This is a genomic window from Janthinobacterium sp. 344 (assembly GCF_900112025.1).
GTDB lineage: Bacteria > Pseudomonadota > Gammaproteobacteria > Burkholderiales > Burkholderiaceae_D > Janthinobacterium.
In genome coordinates this window covers 549796-567304 of record NZ_FOKL01000001.1, presented here as the reverse complement: position 1 = coordinate 567304, position 17509 = coordinate 549796, and the positions used below count along the sequence as shown (strand labels likewise).

Sequence of the window (17509 nt, the reverse complement as noted above, 5' to 3'; positions counted from 1 at the left end):
CTGTCTACAACTCCGCTGTGAACCTGCTTCCAATCGAATCCAATCTTATCATGACGAACCCAACTGTTTCTGCCAGTCTGTTTAGCGCCATCGAGATGGCCCCACGCGACCCGATCCTGGGCATCACCGAAGCATTTAACGCGGACCAGAATCCCGCCAAAATCAATCTGGGCGTTGGCGTCTATTATGACGACAACGGCAAGGTGCCTCTGTTAGCTTGCGTACGCAAGGCGGAAGCCATCCTGATCGAACAGGCAGCCCCACGCACCTACTTGCCGATCGAAGGCCTGGCGGCCTACGACAAGGCGGTGCAAGAACTCGTATTTGGCGCCGATAGCGCCGTAATTCAAGAGCGCCGCGCCGTCACCGTGCAAGCCATCGGCGGCACGGGCGCACTGAAGATCGGTGCCGACTTCCTGCAGCGCTTCGCGCCGGGTGCCCAGGTCTACATCAGCGACCCGAGCTGGGAAAACCACCGCGCGCTGTTTGAAAACGCCGGTTTCGTCGTGAATAACTACACGTATTACGATGCCGCCACCCATGGCGTGAACTTCGACGGCATGCTGGCCAGCCTGAACGCCATGCCGGCCGGCTCCATCGTCGTGCTGCACGCCTGCTGCCACAACCCGACCGGCGCCGACCTGAGCGTGGCCCAGTGGGATCAGATCATCGGCGTGGTGACGTCGCGCGGCCTGGTGCCGTTCCTGGACATGGCGTATCAAGGCTTTGCCAACGGCATCGCCGAAGACGGCGCCGTCGTGCGCCGCTTCGCCGACGCGGGCGGCCCGCTGCTGGTGTCGAACTCGTTCTCGAAATCGTTCTCGCTGTACGGCGAGCGCGTGGGCGCCCTCAGCGTGGTCGCCTCGAGCGCCGACGAGGCGGCCCGCCTGCTGTCGCAGCTGAAGCGCGTCGTGCGCACCAACTACTCGAACCCGCCGGTGCACGGCGGCAAGGTGGTCGCCACCGTGCTGGCCACGCCGGAGCTGCGCCAGCTGTGGGAAGAGGAACTGGCCGGCATGCGCGTGCGCATCCGCGAAATGCGCAATGCCTTCGTGGAAAAGCTGAAAGCCAAGGCGCCAGGCCACGATTTCGAATTCGTGCGCCAGCAGATCGGCATGTTCTCGTACTCCGGCCTCACCAAGGAGCAGGTGGCATCGCTGCGCGAGCAATCGATCTACGCCGTCGACACGGGCCGTATCTGCGTGGCAGCATTGAATTCGCGCAATATCGACATCGTGATTGACGCGATCGCCAAAGTGCTTTAAGATCTTGCTTCTTCGGCGCTGCATGCAAGTGCGGCGCTGATGGCGGTAAAAAGTCAGCGATGACCGTGTTTCGCAAGCGGCGGTATCAGTCTTGCAAATTCGGAATAGCTGGCATATAATATTGCCTCTTTTCCCTGATAGCTCAGTTGGTAGAGCGACGGACTGTTAATCCGCAGGTCCCTGGTTCGAGTCCAGGTCGGGGAGCCAGAACATGTAGTTGCGAAAGGCCACGTTGAAAAACGTGGCCTTTTTCGTTTTTTGCGGCCCCTGGCGGCAGGGTGGCAAGATAAGATTTTCCCTATGGAAATCTAGACAAGTGAAAGTTGGCCCTATATAATACGGCCTCTTTTCCCTGATAGCTCAGTTGGTAGAGCGACGGACTGTTAATCCGCAGGTCCCTGGTTCGAGTCCAGGTCGGGGAGCCAGAATTCGGAAGGCCATGTTGAAAAACATGGCCTTTTTTGTTTTCCGCCTCCGCCGCAGGGGCCCGCCGGTGCGCTTCGGCGTTTTGCGTTATCCTGAATGCATCCCGATAGGAGAACACCCGCCATGACTTGTGCCACCACCTTGCGCCATATCGTCCTGTGTGACTTTCTTGATGAGCTTACCCCTGCCCGGCATGCCGAGCTGGTCTACGAATTCTCGCAGTTGAAACACCGCATTCCCGGCGTGCAGCAATTTGAATGGGGGCCGAACGTCAGCCCGGAAGGCCTCGATGATGGCTTTACGGATTGCTTCACTCTCACTTTCGATGGTGCCGGTGCGCGCGACGTGTATCTGGCGCATCCCGCGCACCTGGCGTTTGTCGAGCTGCTCAAGCCATGGCTGGGGCGGGTGCTGGTGATCGATTATCATCCGCAGGAAAATCCCGGCTGACGGCAAGCGGCCGGTGTGATGGAGAAAAAATCCACATTTTTCAGGGAAGATCTGGACAGCCGAAAAATTGCCCTATAAAATGCGGCCTCTTTTCCCTGATAGCTCAGTTGGTAGAGCGACGGACTGTTAATCCGCAGGTCCCTGGTTCGAGTCCAGGTCGGGGAGCCAGAACATCAGCAGTATCGAAAAGCCCAGCCTTCACCGGTTGGGCTTTTTGCGTTGCAGGGCCTGCTTGTTTGCGCAGGCTGTGGCGCGACCATTGATCCATCGCACAGGCCGGCAAAACTGCGGCGATAAGCTTGCTCAAGCGGGCCCTGGTGGCGCAGTCGGTGTCAATGAGCGCCTGGCCAGGGCCTTGCGGCAGTGGAGGCACTGTCCTCCGCGTCCGTTCCAATGTCCCGGGAGGCGAGCATGGTGGAAATGATAAATTCCAGAAGGGTGACGATCGTGCTGGTGCATGGCGGTTTTGTAGATGGCTCTGGCTGGGAGGGCGTCTATCTGGCGCTGCGCAAGGATGGGTATCATGTCTCCATCGTGCAAAATCCGACGCTCTCCCTGGCCGACGACGTGGCCGTCACCCGGCGGGTCATTGCCACCGCTCCAGGCGCCGTGGTCCTGGTGGGGCATTCCTATGGCGGCGCCGTGGCCACGGAAGCGGGGAATGACCCCAAAGTCAAGGCCTTGGTCTATATTGCGGCCTTCGTGCCGGATCAGGGAGAGTCGGTCGAGGCGCTGATTAAAAATGCCCCTCCTGGAGCTCCGGTTCCGCCGATCTTGCCGCCACGCGATGGCTTCCTGTTGCTAGACCCGCAGAAGTTCGCGGCCGCCTTCGCCGCCGACGTTCCCCGGCACAAGGCCAATTTCATGGCAGCTTCGCAGGTGCCCTGGGGCGTGGCGGCATTGACGGGCGTCGTCACCACGCCGGCCTGGAGGAGCAAGCCCAGCTGGTACCTGCTCGCCAGCGAGGATCGAATGATTTCACCGGTGGCGCAACGCAAGATGGCCAGGCGCGCCGGTTCGACGTTGCAAGAAGTCGCCGGCAGCCATGCCATCTACATTTCCCGGGCCGATGCGGTAGCGTCCCTGATCGGGAAAGCCGTCGCTGCAATTGCGCGTGAGAAAAAGCAGGAGATTGATACGGCCTGAGCAAACCGTGGCGGGCACAAGCGAGCTGGCCTTGTGCGCCCACGGCCCTGTCGAAACTCCTTCCAGCCCCTCCAGCAGAGGGGCTTCCCCCCGCGATTCGCTTGCGTCATTCACGGCTCCCTGCTTCCCGCTCCGCCCGCAGAGCCTGGGCGCGGCGTCGAAAACCCATCCCTCACCGGCTGGGTTTTGTTGCGTGCGCGATGCCCCATGGCTGCCGTCCGCCGGGCGCCGGTGCTGGCGGCAGTGACATTGCGCGCAGATTTTCCTAAAAGCATCTGTCATACTCGCAGGCACCTCCAGTGTCTTCGAGACCCACAACGCCTCCATGAAAAAAGTCTGCGTCCTGCTGTTGATGCTGCTGGCCGGCGCCGCCCATGCGCCGCTTGCTGGCGGCCAGGGGCGCCAGCCGCCGTCGGAAGCGCAAATCCGCCAGCGCATCATCGCCGAATCGATTGCCGCGTATCCGGGACGTTGCCCGTGCCCCTACAACGCCGCCAGGAATGGCAGCGCCTGCGGGGCGCGCAGCGCATGGAGCCGGAAAGGCGGTTATGCGCCCCTGTGCTATGACCGCGATGTCAGCAGCGACATGGTGCGCAGGTGGCGGCAGGAGAATGCTGGCGCCGGTGCCGCCGGTGCCGCCGACGGCGCTGCGGCGCGCTAGCTTCAGCAGCCCATCATGCCGCGCGCAATGCTTCCAGTGCCAGATAGCCCGGCTGCACCCGCGCGGCGATGGCCGGCAAGCCTCCCGCCGCGGTGATTTGCGGATCGCCCGTGTACGCCGTGCCGTATTTGGCATGCATGCCGCCCCGTTCGCGCATCGCTTGCAGCTGGCTATCCGTTGGGACGATGCCGAAGCGCTGCAGCAAGTCGCTGAACAGGATGCCGGGCAATTGATGGTAGTTAATTAATTCCAGCTTGCCTGCGGCCGCGTGCGCCCGCGCGGCATCAAACAGGCTGGACAGCACAATGCCCGTATAGCCATCGAGGTCGCCCGGCGCCACGGCGTGCGCAGGCAGCGGCAGCAGGGCTGGATGCAGCATGCCGGGCACCATCTGCGGCCCCCGCTGGCGCCGGTGCGAGGCGAGCACGGCTTGCGGCTCGCGGTACAGGAAGAGGCAGGGCGTGTGCGGGAACGCCTGTTTCAGCACGTCCAGGCTGTGGATGTGCCAGCAGTCGAATTTGATGAAAAAGTGCGTTTCCTCGCCCGAGCGGCGCTGGCCCAATGCCAGGATGGACTGGCGCAGCAGGGCAATGCTGGCGGCCCGGTCCGCACTGTCGTGATACAGGCGCAGCAGCGAATCGATGACGGTCGGTTCGGACATCACCACGCATTGCGGCAGGGATGCCAGCAATTGGCTCAGCAAGGTCGAACCGCAGCGCGAGATGTGAAAGATGAAGGCGTCGGGCGCCAGGCCATCGTCCAGGCCGGTGAACGCGCCGGCGGGCGCGTGGCAGAAGCGTCGCTCTTCCTGCGGCTGGCGCGCCAGGGTGTTGACGAAGAACGAATCCGTGAAGCGCAGCTGCCCCAGGTCGCGCCAGCAGAGCGATACCTGGTCCGTCTGCGCCGCGTGTTCCGCATACACGGGATACCAGTGGCGCAGCGCCATGCCTTCCTGCCATGCCACGGCGTCGCCTCTGGCCAGCAGCCGTTCCTGCCGCGCCAGGCCGTAGGGGGCGCTCATGCGGCCTCCGCGGCGGCCAGCGCGGCGAGCCTGCTGGCCAGCGCCAGCGCGGCAGGCGTGGCGCTGGCGCGCAGGCGGGCGATGACATCGTGCACATTGCCATCGTTGATGCTGGGGTCGCCATAGCGGGCGGCCGCTTTCGGCACGAAGCCGGCGCGCGCGAACAGCGCTTCGAGCCAGGCGTTGGTGATGCAGTCGATGACGAGGTGGATGCGTGGCGTGGCGCCGCCATTGTGCACCGCGTGCAGGCAGCTGGCGTCCATGTACCAGGCGTGTCCGGCCGTAAAGTGCACGCGTTCGCCATCGATGCTGAAATGCACTTGCGGCGACGTGTGGATGGGAATGTGGATGCGCGTCAGGCCGTCCATCAGCGCCGTGCCCGGGTCGCGGTGGGCGTGGATCACGGCGCCCGGCTCCAGCGCCATCAGGCGCACGGCGCTCGTGTCGCAGGCGAAGCTGGCGATCACGTCGCGCAGGTAGGGACAGCGCGCCAGGTGCGGCGTAGCGCTGTAGGCGGCGCCGTCGATGGGGATGATGTGGCGCGCTTCGCCGCCGGCCGAGCGCAAGGGCACGCAGCTCCAGCCGCTCTCATACGCGCGCGTGTTGAAATGGCTGATCCAGTCGCCGGCGGCGAACTGATCGCTTTCCTGCCGCATGCGCGCGACGTCGAAAGCCAGCGGCAATTGCAGCCAGCTGGTGGGCGCTGCGTTCGCCGCCATCATGCGGCGCTCCAGCTCAGCTGCTCTTGCAGCGCGTCCTCGGCCAGCAGGCGAAATCCCAGCCGCTGGTACAGCCGGCGCGCGGCCAGGTTGCTCTTGTTGACACCCAGTTCCAGACGCCACTGGCGCGCGCCGGCCAGCGCCTGCAAGCCGCGCAGCACGGCGCCGCCGCCGCCCTGGTTCTGCGCTTCGGGCAGGATGGCGATATCGACCAGCCGCAGCACCGTGCCGTCGTGGTCAAGCACCAGCCGGCCAATGGCTGTGCCCTCGCGCTCCAGCACCAGATACGATGCTTGCGGATAGGCCTGGCGGTAGCCGAGGATCTGCGCGCGCTGCTGCATGGCCAGCAATTGTTCCACGAAGGCGGGATCGCCTGGCAGCATGCGCAAGTCGTCGCGCGAGGAACGGTACAGCGTGGCTGCGAAGGCATCATCGGCATCGTGCTGCGGGCGCAACTGGTAGGGCGCCGGCAGCGCGGTGGGGGAGAGAAACGGCGGCAATGTGTGCACTAGGGCTCCAAAGTGTTGGGGACTGACGGAGTTGCTTAACGAGACTGCGGCTATTTGCTATGCTGCCTATTTTTGCGCCCACTTGCAATCACTACAGGATGCCTGAATGAATATCGCCCCGATGATCACGCTGGAGCAGTTGTTGCCTTGCCTGCAGACCGAATTCCTTGCCCACTGTTCGGGCGGACTCCTGGCCTTGCGCCTGGATGAAGCGCTGGAGCTGCCACGGCGCGGCTTGCCGGAAACGTTTCGCACGCCGCTGTCGCTGATCTTCAGCGGCCCGGCCCAGCTGCTGCTGGAAGAGGGGCAATATGTGCTCGAGCATCCACTGCTGGGTCGCCAGCAATGGTACCTGTGGCCGATCGCCCCCGCGTTTCCCGCCAGGGCGCAGGACGAGGGGCGGCAGCGCTACCAGGTGAGTTTTTCGTGAGCGCGGCGCAGGCCGAGCTGGCCAGTATTGCGCGTGCTGTCGCGGATCCGCAACGCCCGCTTGCCAGCCTGATCGGCGAGATGGACCGTCTGCGGCGTGTGGCGGAGCGGCATTGTGCCTTGCCGATGCAGGCATCGGACCGCATGACGGACGGCGAGAGTTTTCTCGACAGCGGCTGGGCCATATCGCCCGTGCAGGCGGCCCTGTGCGCGCGCGAACCGCTGCGCAGCGCCGCCTTCACGCGCGGCCTGCTGCAGGCGGTGACGCAGCGCCTGCGGGCGGACCGGCCGGTGCGGGTACTGTATGCGGGCAGCGGACCGTTTGCCTTGCTGGCCCTGCCGCTGATGGCGCTGCTGAGCGAGCAGCAGGTGCAGTTGTGCATCCTCGAAGTGCACGCGCATACCCTCGGCTATGCGCGCGCGCTGATCGGGGAACTCGGCTACGCCGGCCACGTGTCGGACTATATTTGCGCCGATGCGGCCGCCTACCGCATCCCCGCCGACGGCATGCCCGACGTGATCATCAGCGAAACCATGAACACGGCCCTGGGCAAGGAACCGCAGGTGGCCATCATGCGCAACCTGCATGTGCAGGCGCCTTCGGCCGCGCTGCTGCCGGCCGCCGTGACGGTGCATCTGGGCTTGCCGCGCCGCACGCCGGAGGATGTCTGCGGCGAATGGGGTACCGTATTTGCCTTGACGGCACAGACGATCGCGGCGTGGGAGGAGGGCGGCTTGCCGGCGGGCGAAGGGAGTCGCTTGCCTGGCGCGCGCCTGCGCGTGCCGGCCAAGCTGGAGCAGGCGCCGCGCCTGCTCACGCGCATCCGCGTACATGGCGACGTTGTGCTCGGTGACTATGATTGCAGCTTGAACCTGCCCTTGCCGCTGCCTGGCAAGCCCGCCCTCACCGGCGGCGAGGTGCTCGACTTTACTTACATGCTCGGCAGGGAGCCGGGGCTGGCCTGCCGCATCGTTTGACAAACGGATGGGCTGTTGGCCGGCCCATCCGTAGAGTTCCTGGCGTATCAGTTACGCATCGGATAATTGCCTTCGACGGCGATGATGTATTGCATCGCCAGGAACGGCGGCGTTGGCGCTGCCGCTGCCGTCACGGTCACCGGCGCCTGCAGCGGCGTGCCGTTGCCCGTGTTGGAATTGGTGATGGTCGGTGTCACGCTCACCTGCCCCGTGCCGCCTGCCAATTCCACGCTGCCGGCTGGACCGATGGCCGTCGTGTAAATGCTGGACACGCTGGCGCCGTTTGCCTTGGACACCGCCAGATAGCCGTTTGCCATGGGCGTGACGCCGCTGCCCGCATCCAGGCTGGCGGTGATCTTCATGGTCACCGACGCGGGCGTGGACGAGGCGGTTGCGGTGTGGGTGTGGGACGGCAGGTTGGTTTCCTGCAAGGCCACGCTGGCCGTGCCCGTGCTGCTCAGGCGTACGTTGGCGGCCAGTTTATCGCCCATCTTTGGCGTGCCGTTGCCACCAGGCGTCGCGACGGCGGCGGTCACGATGCGGTCGGGCGCGGCCGTGCCGTTCAGGGCGACGGGAATGCGTCCCGCCAGGTCGGGCAGCGCGAAGGTGTTCACGCCATCGCCGCCATACGCGGTGCCGAGCAGCGAATACAGCGCCGTATATTGGCGGATGTTGAGCAATTGGCCATTGCAGAACATCCAGCCTTGCGGCGCGAAGGGAAAGGCCGACAAGATAACCGTACCTAAAATTGGATCCATTCTTTCATCCTTGATAAAGAGGAAATTGCAGTGAATTTTTGAGCGCAAGACGTTCTTCCGGTCGACTGGAAAAAGGCAGGGCGGATTATGAAACCCCGTCCATCATAATATGATCCCGGGCCAAGTCAACGATTTTGGTTTTTGAATGATGCGGAATATTTTACTTGTGTTCGCTTTGCGGTCCTGGCGGCGCGGCGGCTTATCGGACGGGCTTGCGTCGACATAAAAAAGTGCGGCACGCGCACTTTTTTATGTTATTGATTAAAAATAAATATTATTTTATTAATTTCGGCTTGGGAAAAGACCTTCGACGCAGATAATATACAGCACGCCCTGGAATGGCGGCACGGTCGCCGCGGTGCCTGCAAGGTTGACGGTCGCGGGCAAGGCCAGCGGGGAGCCGGTGCCCGTATTGTCGACCGTCACCGTGCCGCCTGAGCCGCCGCCGGAAACCGTCGCCATGTCGCTCGCCAGGTTGGTGCTGCCCGCGCCGATATCATTGCGGTACAGGAAAGGGGTCTGTGCGCCCGACGATTTGCCGACCGCCAGATAGCTGGTGCTGCTGGGGGTGGCGGTGGTGGCGGCATCGGTGCTGACCTTGATGGCTACGGTGGTCGAGCCGCCACCACTTGGCGTGAATGTCGCCGTATGGTTGTGGGCAGGCAAGTTGGCCACGGTCAGCGAGCCTGTCACGGTGCCGGTGCCGGTGCCGGTCACGGCACTGGTGAGGGCGCCACCAGCAGTGCCGTTCACAGCCGTGATGCGTCCCGCGACACCGTTGTTGGCGCCGACGGCAACCCGGCCGCGCAGGTCGGGCAGGCCGAAGGTGTTGACGCCATCGCCGCCATATTGCGTGCCCAGCAGCGCAAACAAGGCACTGTTGCTGTTGATCGATAATAATTGCCCGCTGCAGGTCATCCAGCCGCGCGGGGCAAAATTGAAGCCAACGGCCATTATCGTGCCAATAAAACTATCCATGATGAATGCCTTTCAAGTATGGGGTCAGTCGTGATTGTCCCGGCGCTGTTTATTCTGACGGCGGGCGCAGTATTTTTCCAATGCAGCGCGCTTATATTAATTTACTTTTATATAAACTTCACTCTGTTATTGCAAATACAGTGTTATTGCGTGCAATCCGCAACGCAGCGTATAAAGCGTCCCTTCCCGCAGGCTTTTCCAGCCACCGCGCGCGGGTGATGAAACCGCCGGGTCAGGACACGGCCACTCGGCACGCCGTGCGCGCTGGCGGCGCGATACCGCCAGTCTGCGCGAACAGGCCTTGCTCGGTGCCCACCATCTTGCATGCCGTGTTCCAGTAGTAATACTACATTGGCAAACAATTTATTTCTGTATGATAATGACGCGATGAATTTCATTTGTTCAAATGTGATTTAGCGCAATCATCCAAGTCAACAAAACAACAAGTCTTGCGGGAGTCTCATGACACATTCAGGCAGCGCAGCATCTGAAGCATCCTCATCCCTACCACGCATCAGCCGCCGGCATGCCCTGATCGGCCTGGCCGCTTTGCTGGCACAGGCCGGTTTCTGGAGCAATCCCCTGTCGGCCGCCATGCAGGCGCCGGCCAGCGCGCCCGCCACCGGCCTGGTGCCTGGCAGCATGCTGTTCTACACCCTGTCGCAAACCATCACGGGCCACCGCGATTTGTCTGCCGGCACGGCAAGCCGCATCGAGCAGGCCATGCGCACCAATGTGCCCGGTTTTGCCGAGCAGTTGCCGCGGCTGGGCGCGCTGCTCGTCACGGGCCAGGAAGCCAAGGCCCTGCTGGCGGCCGCCAGCGCCGCCGATCCTGGCCTGCGCGCGCTGGCGCTGGCCATCGTGGCCGCCTGGTACACGGGCACCGTGGCCGGCCAGGCAGCCAACGGCACCAAGTCCATCGTCGTCGCCTATGCGGAAGCGTTGATGTACCGCACGGTGGCCGATGGTCAGGTCGTGCCGACTTATTGCAATTACGGCCCCTTGTGGTGGCTCAAGGCGCCGCCCGCCGTGGGCGTTTCCGCGCCCGTGGCACCGAAGCCCGTGCCCGCCCCGGCCACCACCGGCACTCCCGAACCCAAAGGCAAACAAGCAAAATGAAATCACCCCAATTCAAGAGTAATGGCGACGTCGTCGCCGATGTCGTCATCGTCGGTTCCGGCGTGGTCGGCGCCATGATGGCCGACCAGCTGGCCGCGCAGGGCCATTCCGTGATCATGCTGGAAGCGGGCCTGCGCATCGAGCGGGGGCAGGCCGTGGAAAACTGGCGCAACATGCCATTTGAAAACCGCGTCGGTTCCGACTTCCAGGGCCTGTATCCGCAGGCGGACAACGCGCCGGCGCCCCTGTATTTTCCGAAGAATAATTACGTGGAACTGTCCGGCCCCAGCGGCAGCAGTTTCCAGCAGGGCTATCTGCGCACGGTCGGCGGCACCACCTGGCACTGGGCCGCGTCGTGCTGGCGCCACTTGCCGTCCGACATGCGCATGAAGAGCGACTATGGGGTAGGGCGGGACTGGGCCATTTCCTACGATGAGCTGGAACCCTATTATTGCCGCGCCGAGCAGGAAATGGGCGTGGCCGGTCCCAATGATCCCGCGCTGCAGTCGCCCAGCGAGCGCAGCGCGCCGTATCCGATGGACATGGTGCCCTGGGGCTATGGCGACAAGCGCTTCGCCGAGGTGGTCAACCCGCACGGCTACCGTTCCGTGCCGATCCCGCAAGGCCGCTCGACGCGCCCGTGGCAGGGGCGTCCCACCTGCTGCGGCAACAACAATTGCCAGCCGATCTGCCCGATCGGCGCCATGTACAACGGCATCCACCATGTGGAGCGCGCCGAGCTGAAAGGCGCGGGCGTGCTGGCCGAGGCCGTTGTCTACCGCATCGACACGGACCAGAACAACCGCGTGACGGCCGTGCACTGGTACGACGCCAAGAAACAATCGCACATGGCGACGGGCAAGGCCTTCGTCATCGCCTGCAATGGCATCGAGACGCCGCGCTTGCTGCTGCTGGCGGCGAACCGGAACAATCCGAACGGCATCGCCAACAGTTCGGACCAGGTGGGCCGCAACATGATGGACCATTCCGGCTTCCACTGTACCTTCCTCGCCAATGAGCCGATCTGGACAGGACGTGGTCCGGCGCAGAGCAGCTGCCTGGTGGGGCCGCGCGATGGCGCCTTCCGCGCGCGGTACTCGGCCAACAAGATGATCCTGAACAATATCACCCGCGTGGGGCCCGCTACCCAGCAGTCGCTGAAACTGGGCCTGGTGGGCAAGGATCTCGATGATGAGATCCGCCGCCGCGCCGCCTTTGGCGTGGACCTGTCGATCAGCCTGGAACCCTTGCCGGAAGCGCATAACCGTTTAACCTTGAGCAAGACGCGCAAGGACCCGCTGGGCCTGGCCTGCCCGGATATTTATTACGACGTGGGCGACTACGTGCGCGATGGCGCGAAGGCCGCGCATGCGCAGCTGGAACACATCGGCAAGCTGTTCGGTGCCGTGGAATTCAATATCACCAGCAGCCTGAACGCCAACAACCACATCATGGGCGGCGTCATCATGGGCAGCAACCGCGCCGACTCCGTGGTCGACGGCAATTGCCGCGCGCACGACCACGCCAACCTGTGGCTGCCCGGCGGCGGCGCCATGCCATCGGCCAGCGTGGTGAACACCACCCTCAGCATGGCTGCGCTCGGTTTGCGCGCGGCCGACGACATCGCCCGTATCCTGGCAAGGGAGGCGGCATGATGCGCCGCCTGTCCCTTGCCCTCGGCGTGGCCTTGCTGGCCGGCGGCGCCATTGCCGCCGTGCCCGCATCCGTGCCGGCCTCGGCACCGCCCGTCACCCTGACGCCGGACCGTCCGGCCGCCCCCGTGGCTGCCAACCCCGATGCGCGCCTGGAGCGGGGCCGCTACCTGGCCATCGCCGCCGATTGCATGGCGTGCCATACGGCCGCCGGCGGCAAGCCGTACGCGGGCGGCTATGCCATCGATTCGCCGCTGGGCACGATCTATGCGACGAATATCACGCCGTCGAAAAAGGGTGGCATCGGCCATTACACGGAAAGCGACTTTGCGCGCGCGCTGCGCGAAGGCGTGCGCGCCGACGGCAGCCATCTGTACCCGGCCATGCCCTATACCAGCTATGCGCAGCTGACGGATACGGATGTGGGCGACCTGTATTACTACTTCATGCAGGCCGTCCAGCCCGTCGATGAGCCCGCGCGCCAGACGGCCCTGCCTTTCCCGTTCAATGTGCGCCTGTCCATGCTGGGCTGGAATACCTTGTTCCTCGACAATAAACGCTTCGTGCCGGACCCGGCAAAAAGCGCGCAGATCAACCGTGGCGCCTACCTGGCCGAAGGCCTGGCGCACTGCAGCGCCTGCCATACGCCGCGCAACGCGCTGATGGCGGAAATCGGCAGCCAGACGCTGGCGGGCGCCTCGCTCGGCTCCTGGCATGCGCCGAACATTACCTCCGACAAGGTCAGCGGCATCGGCGCGTGGACGGATGCCGAGCTCACGGCGTACCTGAAGACGGGCCACGTGGAAGGCAAGGGGCAGGCGGCGGGCGGCATGGCCGAAGCCATCCAGAACAGCCTGCAATTCTTGCGCGACGATGACGTGGCGGCCATCGTCGCCTGGCTGCGCACGGTGCCGCCCGTGCGCGCGCCCGGGCAGCAGAAGGCCGCGTTCAGCCATGGCAGCGCGGCCAGTGAAGAGCCGGCGTTGCGGGGCATGGCCAGTTCCACCGAGCACCATTCGCTCAACAGCGGCGCGGTGCTGTTTTCCGGCTATTGCGCCAGCTGCCATTCGGCCAGCGGCGCCGGCAGCACGGGGCAGGCGTATCCGGCCCTGTTCAACAATACGGCGACGGGCGGCGCCACGCCGGCGAATCTGGTATCGGCCATTTTGTTCGGCGTCGAGCGCAAGATCGAAGGGGAAACGCATGAAGCCTTCATGCCCCGCTTCGACCAGCGCTCGTACGTGCAGCCGCTCACGGACGAGCAGATCGCCTCGATCGCCAACTACGTGTTGAAGCGGTACGGCAACCCGGACGTGTCGGTCACGCCCGCCTATGTGGCGCAGGCGCGCAGCGGCGGCGAGAAACCCGTGCTAGCCCGTGCGCAGCCGTTCATGCTGCCCGCTGGCGTGGTGGGCATCCTGCTGCTGCTCGCGCTGTGCGTGTGGCTGCGCCGGCGCCGCCAGCGCCATGCGCAAGCGGCAAAGGGGACGTGAATCTGAACCTTTGCTGCAACTTGCAGTAAAATGCAGGCTGAAAAATGGTTACGAGCAATCGTAGCCATTTTTTATTCTTGCCGGCCCCGCCACCGTTCCATTTGAAAATTGACCATGTCTTCATCGACCACCTCGCATGCCCTGCATCACCAGTTCTTACGTTTTGCCGCCGTCGGCGCTTCCGGCACGGCCGTGCAGTATGCCGTGTTGTGGGCGGGTGTCGAATGGGCCGGCATCAGTGCCGCCGTCGCTTCGGGCCTAGGCTATATCCTTGGTTCCGTCGTCAATTACCTGTTCAATTATTTCTTCACCTTTCAAAGTCAGAAAAATCACGGCGAAGCGGCCAGCAAATATTTCACCCTGCTGGGCATCGGCTGGTGCATCAATACAGCCCTGATGTGGCTGCTCGTGCATCAGCTGGGCTGGTATTACTGGCTGGCGCAGTTGCTGGTAACGGGTATCGGTTTGCTGTGGAATTTTGCCGGCAGCCGCTGGTGGGCGTTCAAGCCGGCCAGCGCCGGCAAGAAGTAGTCATCTAGAAATAACAAGAGGCGCACTGGCTCCAAGCCGGCGCCCGGTTCGACCAAAAACAAGGGGTTAATCATGCAGTTCCTGGAACGCTATTTCAAATTGAAGGACAACGGGACCAATGTGCGCACGGAGCTGCTGGCCGGCCTGACCACATTCCTGACGATGGCCTACATCATCTTCGTCAACCCGTCCATCCTCGGCGACGCGGGCATGCCGAAAGACGCCGTCTTCGTCGCCACCTGCCTGGCCGCCGCCATCGGCACCCTGATCATGGGGCTGTACGCGAATTATCCGATCGCGCTGGCGCCGGGCATGGGCTTGAATGCGTATTTCTCGTACACGGTGGTGAAGGGCATGGGCATGAGCTGGGAAGTGGCGCTGGGCGCCGTCTTCATTTCCGGCTGCCTGTTTATCCTGGTCAGCCTGTTCAAGGTGCGCGAGATGATCATCAACAGCATCCCGCCCGCGCTGCGCACGGCCATCACGGTGGGTATCGGCCTGTTCCTGGCCATCATTTCGCTGAAAAGCGCCGGCGTGGTGGTATCGAATCCCGCCACCATCATCGCCCTGGGCGACTTGCACCAGGCGGCGCCCATCCTGGCCATTCTCGGTTTCTTCATCATCGTCGCGCTGGACCGCCTGAAAGTGCCCGGTGCCATCCTCATCGGCATTCTCAGCATCACCATCGCCAGCTTCTTCTTCGGCGGCAACCAGTTCAACGGCATCGTCTCGGCGCCGCCCGCCATCGAGCCGACCTTGTTCAAGCTCGATATCATGGGCGCCCTGTCGATCGGCATCGTCAACGTGGTACTGGTGTTTTTCCTGGTTGAGCTGTTTGATGCGACGGGTACCCTGATGGGCGTGGCCAACCGCGCCGGCTTGCTGAAGGACGGCAAGATGGAACGCATGAACAAGGCCTTGCTGGCCGACAGCACGGCGATCGCCGCCGGCGCCTGCCTGGGCACGTCCAGCACCACGGCCTTCGTGGAAAGCGCTGCCGGCGTGCAAGCGGGCGGCCGCACGGGCTTGACGGCCGTGGCCGTTGCGCTGCTGTTCCTGGGCAGCCTGTTTTTCGCGCCGCTGGCGCACACCGTGCCACCGTATGCGACGGCGCCCGCGCTGCTGTACGTGGCCTGTCTGATGCTGCGCGAACTGACCTATATCGACTGGGATGACAGCACGGAGAGCATTCCCGCCGCCATCACGGCCCTGATGATGCCGTTCACCTATTCGGTGGCCAGCGGGGTGGCCTTCGGCTTCATCACCTACGCGGTATTGAAGCTGTTGACGGGCAAGGGCAAGCAAGTTTCGGTGGTGGCCTACATCATCGCCGCCATCTTCCTGTTCAAGTTTATCTACCTGGGCGAATAGCCGCCTGGCCGTCAGTTCCCTGGCGCCGCGTATGAAAAGGCCTCCCGTGCACGAGCAGGGGAGGCCTTTGCTTTTGGCGCGGCAGCCGGCGTTTTACATCAGCAATGCCGCCACCAGGTCTTTCTTGTCGTCATGCGCGCTGCCATCGAAGCGCAAGGCCGCTTCCACGTGTGTCAGGTGCTCGACCATCAATCGTGCCGCCAGGCCGGCATCCCCGCTGCGCGCCGCGTCGAGAAAGCGGACGTGTTCATCGCACGAGCAGGCGGCATCGTGGCCGGACTGGTACAGCATGGTGATCAGCGAGCTGCGGCCCACCAGTTCGCGCACGATATCGCGCAGCACGGCATTGCCGGCGATGTCGGCCAGCAGCACATGGAAGTCGCCCAGCAGTTGCGAGCGCAGCGGCGTGGCCTGGGTCAGCGCCTGCCGCTCCGCTTTCAGGTGCCGTTCCAGCATCCGATAGTCGGCCGGCCTGGCCCGCGCGACGAATTCGCGCGCCAGGGCCGCCTCGATGATGCGCCGCGCGGCAAAGATGTCGCGCGCCTCGGCTTCCGTGGGTTGGCTGACGAAGGCGCCCTTGTCGGGCACCATGCGTATCAATTTATCCTTGAACAGGATCAGCAGGGCGGCGCGGATCTTGGTGCGGCTGACGCCATACAGCCGGCACAGGGCCTCTTCACGCAGTCGCGTGCCGGGCGGCAACTGGCGCGCCACAATGGCCGCTGCCATATGCTCGGCAATCTCGGCCGAGCTGTCGCCGCTGTTGGGCTTGTCCACCGCTGGTGCGCTTGATTCGGTCATGTCAGGTAGAAGCAGAAAGCCAGGGGCAAGGCCAGGCCTTGCAAGTGCATGCCGAAGCCGCCGCGTGGCTAAGGCGGCTGTCTCTGGCGTGCTGTTTTGCGCCTCCCGTGCTGCGGAGGCAAGGCTATTCTACTATCTTGCGGCGCGGTGCGCAGACGGACGCGGCAGCGCAGCGCAGGCTTGCTCCGGATGGCGTAATCGCGCCGGGCAGCTTTGCCGCCAGCCCCGTGACCGCCTGCTTTTTACCAGCGTGCTGATTGCAACTGGACATGTGTATTGTTGACGTATATAATTCGGCCTCCTTTCCCTGATAGCTCAGTTGGTAGAGCGACGGACTGTTAATCCGCAGGTCCCTGGTTCGAGTCCAGGTCGGGGAGCCAGAACAAGTAGTAGCAAAGGGCCACGTGGCAACACGTGGCCCTTTTGTTTTGCGCGCACAGATTCCTGCACAGCTTACTGCTTCACACTCCCCGCATCAGGGTATGCCCAAGGCAGGACACGCCGGGCTGATGCCATCAGGCCGCATCGGCGCGTGTGCTGCCCGGATCAGGGATCGACAAACACGTCGAAACGGACCTTCAGCGGGGCGCCCCAGGAGATTTCCACCCAGGCCTTGAAGCCGCCGTTGTACGGAGCGATGTTATACACGGCCATGCGGGCGGCGCCGATGAAGCGGTCCTGGGCATTCGCGCCGTATTCGCTGATGTTGAGCAGCACGCGCGAATTGGCTTTCACGTTGGCATTGGCGAAGTTGACCGAAGGATGCACGCCATTGGCGGTCCACGTGTAGTAGGTGGTAAAGGCGGCGGCGCTCAGGTTCAGGTCCTGCGCGGCGGCGCCTTTGGCGCTTTGCCCTTCCTGTTCCATCGGCGCATCCGTTTCTTCCAGAGCCAGGTTGCTGCCGGTGCGGTGTTCTACTTTCATTTCCATGATGTACTCCTGATCGATAGTTTGGACGCCGCGCCTGTCGTCGTGCGGCAAGACGCCCTATCCTGTTACCGTGACGGCCTGTGTCACGTCCTGGCTGATAAGGTAGCCGTGTACTCCGCATTGGGCAGAGAGAGTAATTCTAGGCGCGTGGCGTGGCGAAAAGGGCCGCCGGGCGCGTGAAAAACGGCGGCTATTTGCGCTGGCGCAAAAGGTTGGCGGAGGGCCGTTGATAGTTTTTCCAGTGAGCTATTTTTGTGTGTGCGATGAGCAAG

The 17509-nt window shown here is 63.6% G+C and carries 18 protein-coding genes and 4 tRNA genes; 15 read left to right on the top strand and 7 right to left on the bottom strand.

The window, feature by feature from the left end:
- Positions 1-50: 50 nt before the first annotated feature.
- The 7 genes from BM193_RS02615 (at position 51) to BM193_RS02585 (ending at position 3948) form a co-directional block, all read left to right on the top strand.
- A complete protein-coding gene (locus BM193_RS02615) occupies positions 51-1265 on the top strand; it encodes an amino acid aminotransferase (RefSeq protein WP_175533130.1) in 1215 nt (404 codons plus the stop codon).
- 131 nt (positions 1266-1396) lie between these two features.
- Positions 1397-1472 (top strand) — tRNA-Asn (locus BM193_RS02610).
- A 142-nt stretch (positions 1473-1614) separates the two neighbouring features.
- Positions 1615-1690: transfer RNA gene (locus BM193_RS02605), tRNA-Asn, on the top strand.
- Positions 1691-1814: 124 nt separating this feature from the next.
- Positions 1815-2141, top strand: a complete 327-nt coding sequence (locus BM193_RS02600; RefSeq protein WP_092795145.1) for a Dabb family protein — start codon at positions 1815-1817, stop codon at positions 2139-2141.
- 92 nt (positions 2142-2233) lie between these two features.
- Positions 2234-2309 (top strand) — tRNA-Asn (locus BM193_RS02595).
- A gap of 243 nt (positions 2310-2552) precedes the next feature.
- A complete protein-coding gene (locus tag BM193_RS02590; protein WP_254785800.1) occupies positions 2553-3287 on the top strand; it encodes an alpha/beta hydrolase in 735 nt (244 codons plus the stop codon).
- 325 nt (positions 3288-3612) lie between these two features.
- The gene (locus tag BM193_RS02585; RefSeq protein ID WP_092795142.1) at positions 3613-3948 is read left to right on the top strand and encodes a hypothetical protein; all 336 of its coding nucleotides are present in this window, start codon (positions 3613-3615) and stop codon (positions 3946-3948) included.
- Positions 3949-3961: 13 nt separating this feature from the next.
- On the opposite strand, the gene BM193_RS02580 is transcribed toward BM193_RS02585, so the two are convergent.
- The 3 genes from BM193_RS02580 to BM193_RS02570 are packed head-to-tail and all read right to left on the bottom strand — an operon-like array spanning position 3962 to position 6197.
- Positions 3962-4969 (bottom strand): sulfotransferase, encoded by a 1008-nt coding sequence (locus tag BM193_RS02580; protein WP_092795141.1) that lies wholly within the window; start codon positions 4967-4969, stop codon positions 3962-3964.
- Entirely contained in the window at positions 4966-5691 is a 726-nt protein-coding gene (locus BM193_RS02575) for an aspartyl/asparaginyl beta-hydroxylase domain-containing protein (RefSeq protein WP_254785799.1), read from the bottom strand. Before BM193_RS02575 ends, BM193_RS02580 begins: the two co-directional genes overlap by 4 nt.
- Positions 5688-6197, bottom strand: a complete 510-nt coding sequence (locus tag BM193_RS02570) for a GNAT family N-acetyltransferase (RefSeq protein WP_092795139.1) — start codon at positions 6195-6197, stop codon at positions 5688-5690. Before BM193_RS02570 ends, BM193_RS02575 begins: the two co-directional genes overlap by 4 nt.
- 106 nt (positions 6198-6303) lie before the next feature.
- Here BM193_RS02570 and BM193_RS02565 point away from each other — a divergent pair, with 106 nt between their 5' ends.
- Complete coding sequence (locus tag BM193_RS02565; RefSeq protein ID WP_092795137.1) at positions 6304-6627, top strand: DUF6916 family protein; 324 nt, start codon at positions 6304-6306, stop codon at positions 6625-6627.
- Complete coding sequence (locus BM193_RS02560; protein WP_092795136.1) at positions 6624-7604, top strand: SAM-dependent methyltransferase; 981 nt, start codon at positions 6624-6626, stop codon at positions 7602-7604. Before BM193_RS02565 ends, BM193_RS02560 begins: the two co-directional genes overlap by 4 nt.
- A 47-nt stretch (positions 7605-7651) precedes the next feature.
- Here BM193_RS02560 and BM193_RS02555 read toward each other — a convergent pair whose 3' ends face one another.
- Both BM193_RS02555 and BM193_RS02550 read right to left on the bottom strand, forming a co-directional pair.
- Positions 7652-8362, bottom strand: coding sequence for a phage tail protein (locus tag BM193_RS02555; protein ID WP_092795134.1), 711 nt, complete (start codon positions 8360-8362; stop codon positions 7652-7654).
- A gap of 282 nt (positions 8363-8644) precedes the next feature.
- A complete protein-coding gene (locus BM193_RS02550) occupies positions 8645-9340 on the bottom strand; it encodes a phage tail protein (protein WP_092795133.1) in 696 nt (231 codons plus the stop codon).
- A 462-nt stretch (positions 9341-9802) separates the two neighbouring features.
- On the opposite strand from BM193_RS02550, the gene BM193_RS02545 reads away from it, so the two are divergent.
- From BM193_RS02545 to BM193_RS02525, 5 genes are all read left to right on the top strand, one after another.
- Positions 9803-10459 carry a sugar dehydrogenase complex small subunit gene (locus BM193_RS02545; RefSeq protein ID WP_092795131.1) on the top strand — a complete coding sequence of 219 codons (657 nt, stop codon included), beginning with the start codon at positions 9803-9805 and terminating at the stop codon, positions 10457-10459.
- Entirely contained in the window at positions 10456-12114 is a 1659-nt protein-coding gene (locus tag BM193_RS02540) for a GMC family oxidoreductase (RefSeq protein ID WP_092795130.1), read from the top strand. Before BM193_RS02545 ends, BM193_RS02540 begins: the two co-directional genes overlap by 4 nt.
- Positions 12111-13604, top strand: a complete 1494-nt coding sequence (locus tag BM193_RS02535) for a c-type cytochrome (RefSeq protein WP_254785797.1) — start codon at positions 12111-12113, stop codon at positions 13602-13604. The genes BM193_RS02540 and BM193_RS02535 overlap by 4 nt, the downstream gene beginning before the upstream one ends.
- A gap of 114 nt (positions 13605-13718) precedes the next feature.
- Positions 13719-14135: a GtrA family protein gene (locus BM193_RS02530; protein ID WP_092795129.1), complete on the top strand. Its 417-nt coding sequence runs from the start codon at positions 13719-13721 to the stop codon at positions 14133-14135.
- A gap of 72 nt (positions 14136-14207) precedes the next feature.
- Complete coding sequence (locus tag BM193_RS02525; RefSeq protein ID WP_092795127.1) at positions 14208-15506, top strand: NCS2 family permease; 1299 nt, start codon at positions 14208-14210, stop codon at positions 15504-15506.
- Between the two features lie 93 nt (positions 15507-15599).
- Here BM193_RS02525 and BM193_RS02520 read toward each other — a convergent pair whose 3' ends face one another.
- Positions 15600-16307, bottom strand: a complete 708-nt coding sequence (locus tag BM193_RS02520; protein ID WP_092795126.1) for a GntR family transcriptional regulator — start codon at positions 16305-16307, stop codon at positions 15600-15602.
- Positions 16308-16611: 304 nt separating this feature from the next.
- Between BM193_RS02520 and BM193_RS02515 the strand changes: the two genes are divergently transcribed.
- Positions 16612-16687: transfer RNA gene (locus tag BM193_RS02515), tRNA-Asn, on the top strand.
- Between the two features lie 166 nt (positions 16688-16853).
- Here BM193_RS02515 and BM193_RS02510 read toward each other — a convergent pair.
- Complete coding sequence (locus BM193_RS02510) at positions 16854-17237, bottom strand: hypothetical protein (protein WP_254785795.1); 384 nt, start codon at positions 17235-17237, stop codon at positions 16854-16856.
- Positions 17238-17509 lie beyond the last annotated feature (272 nt).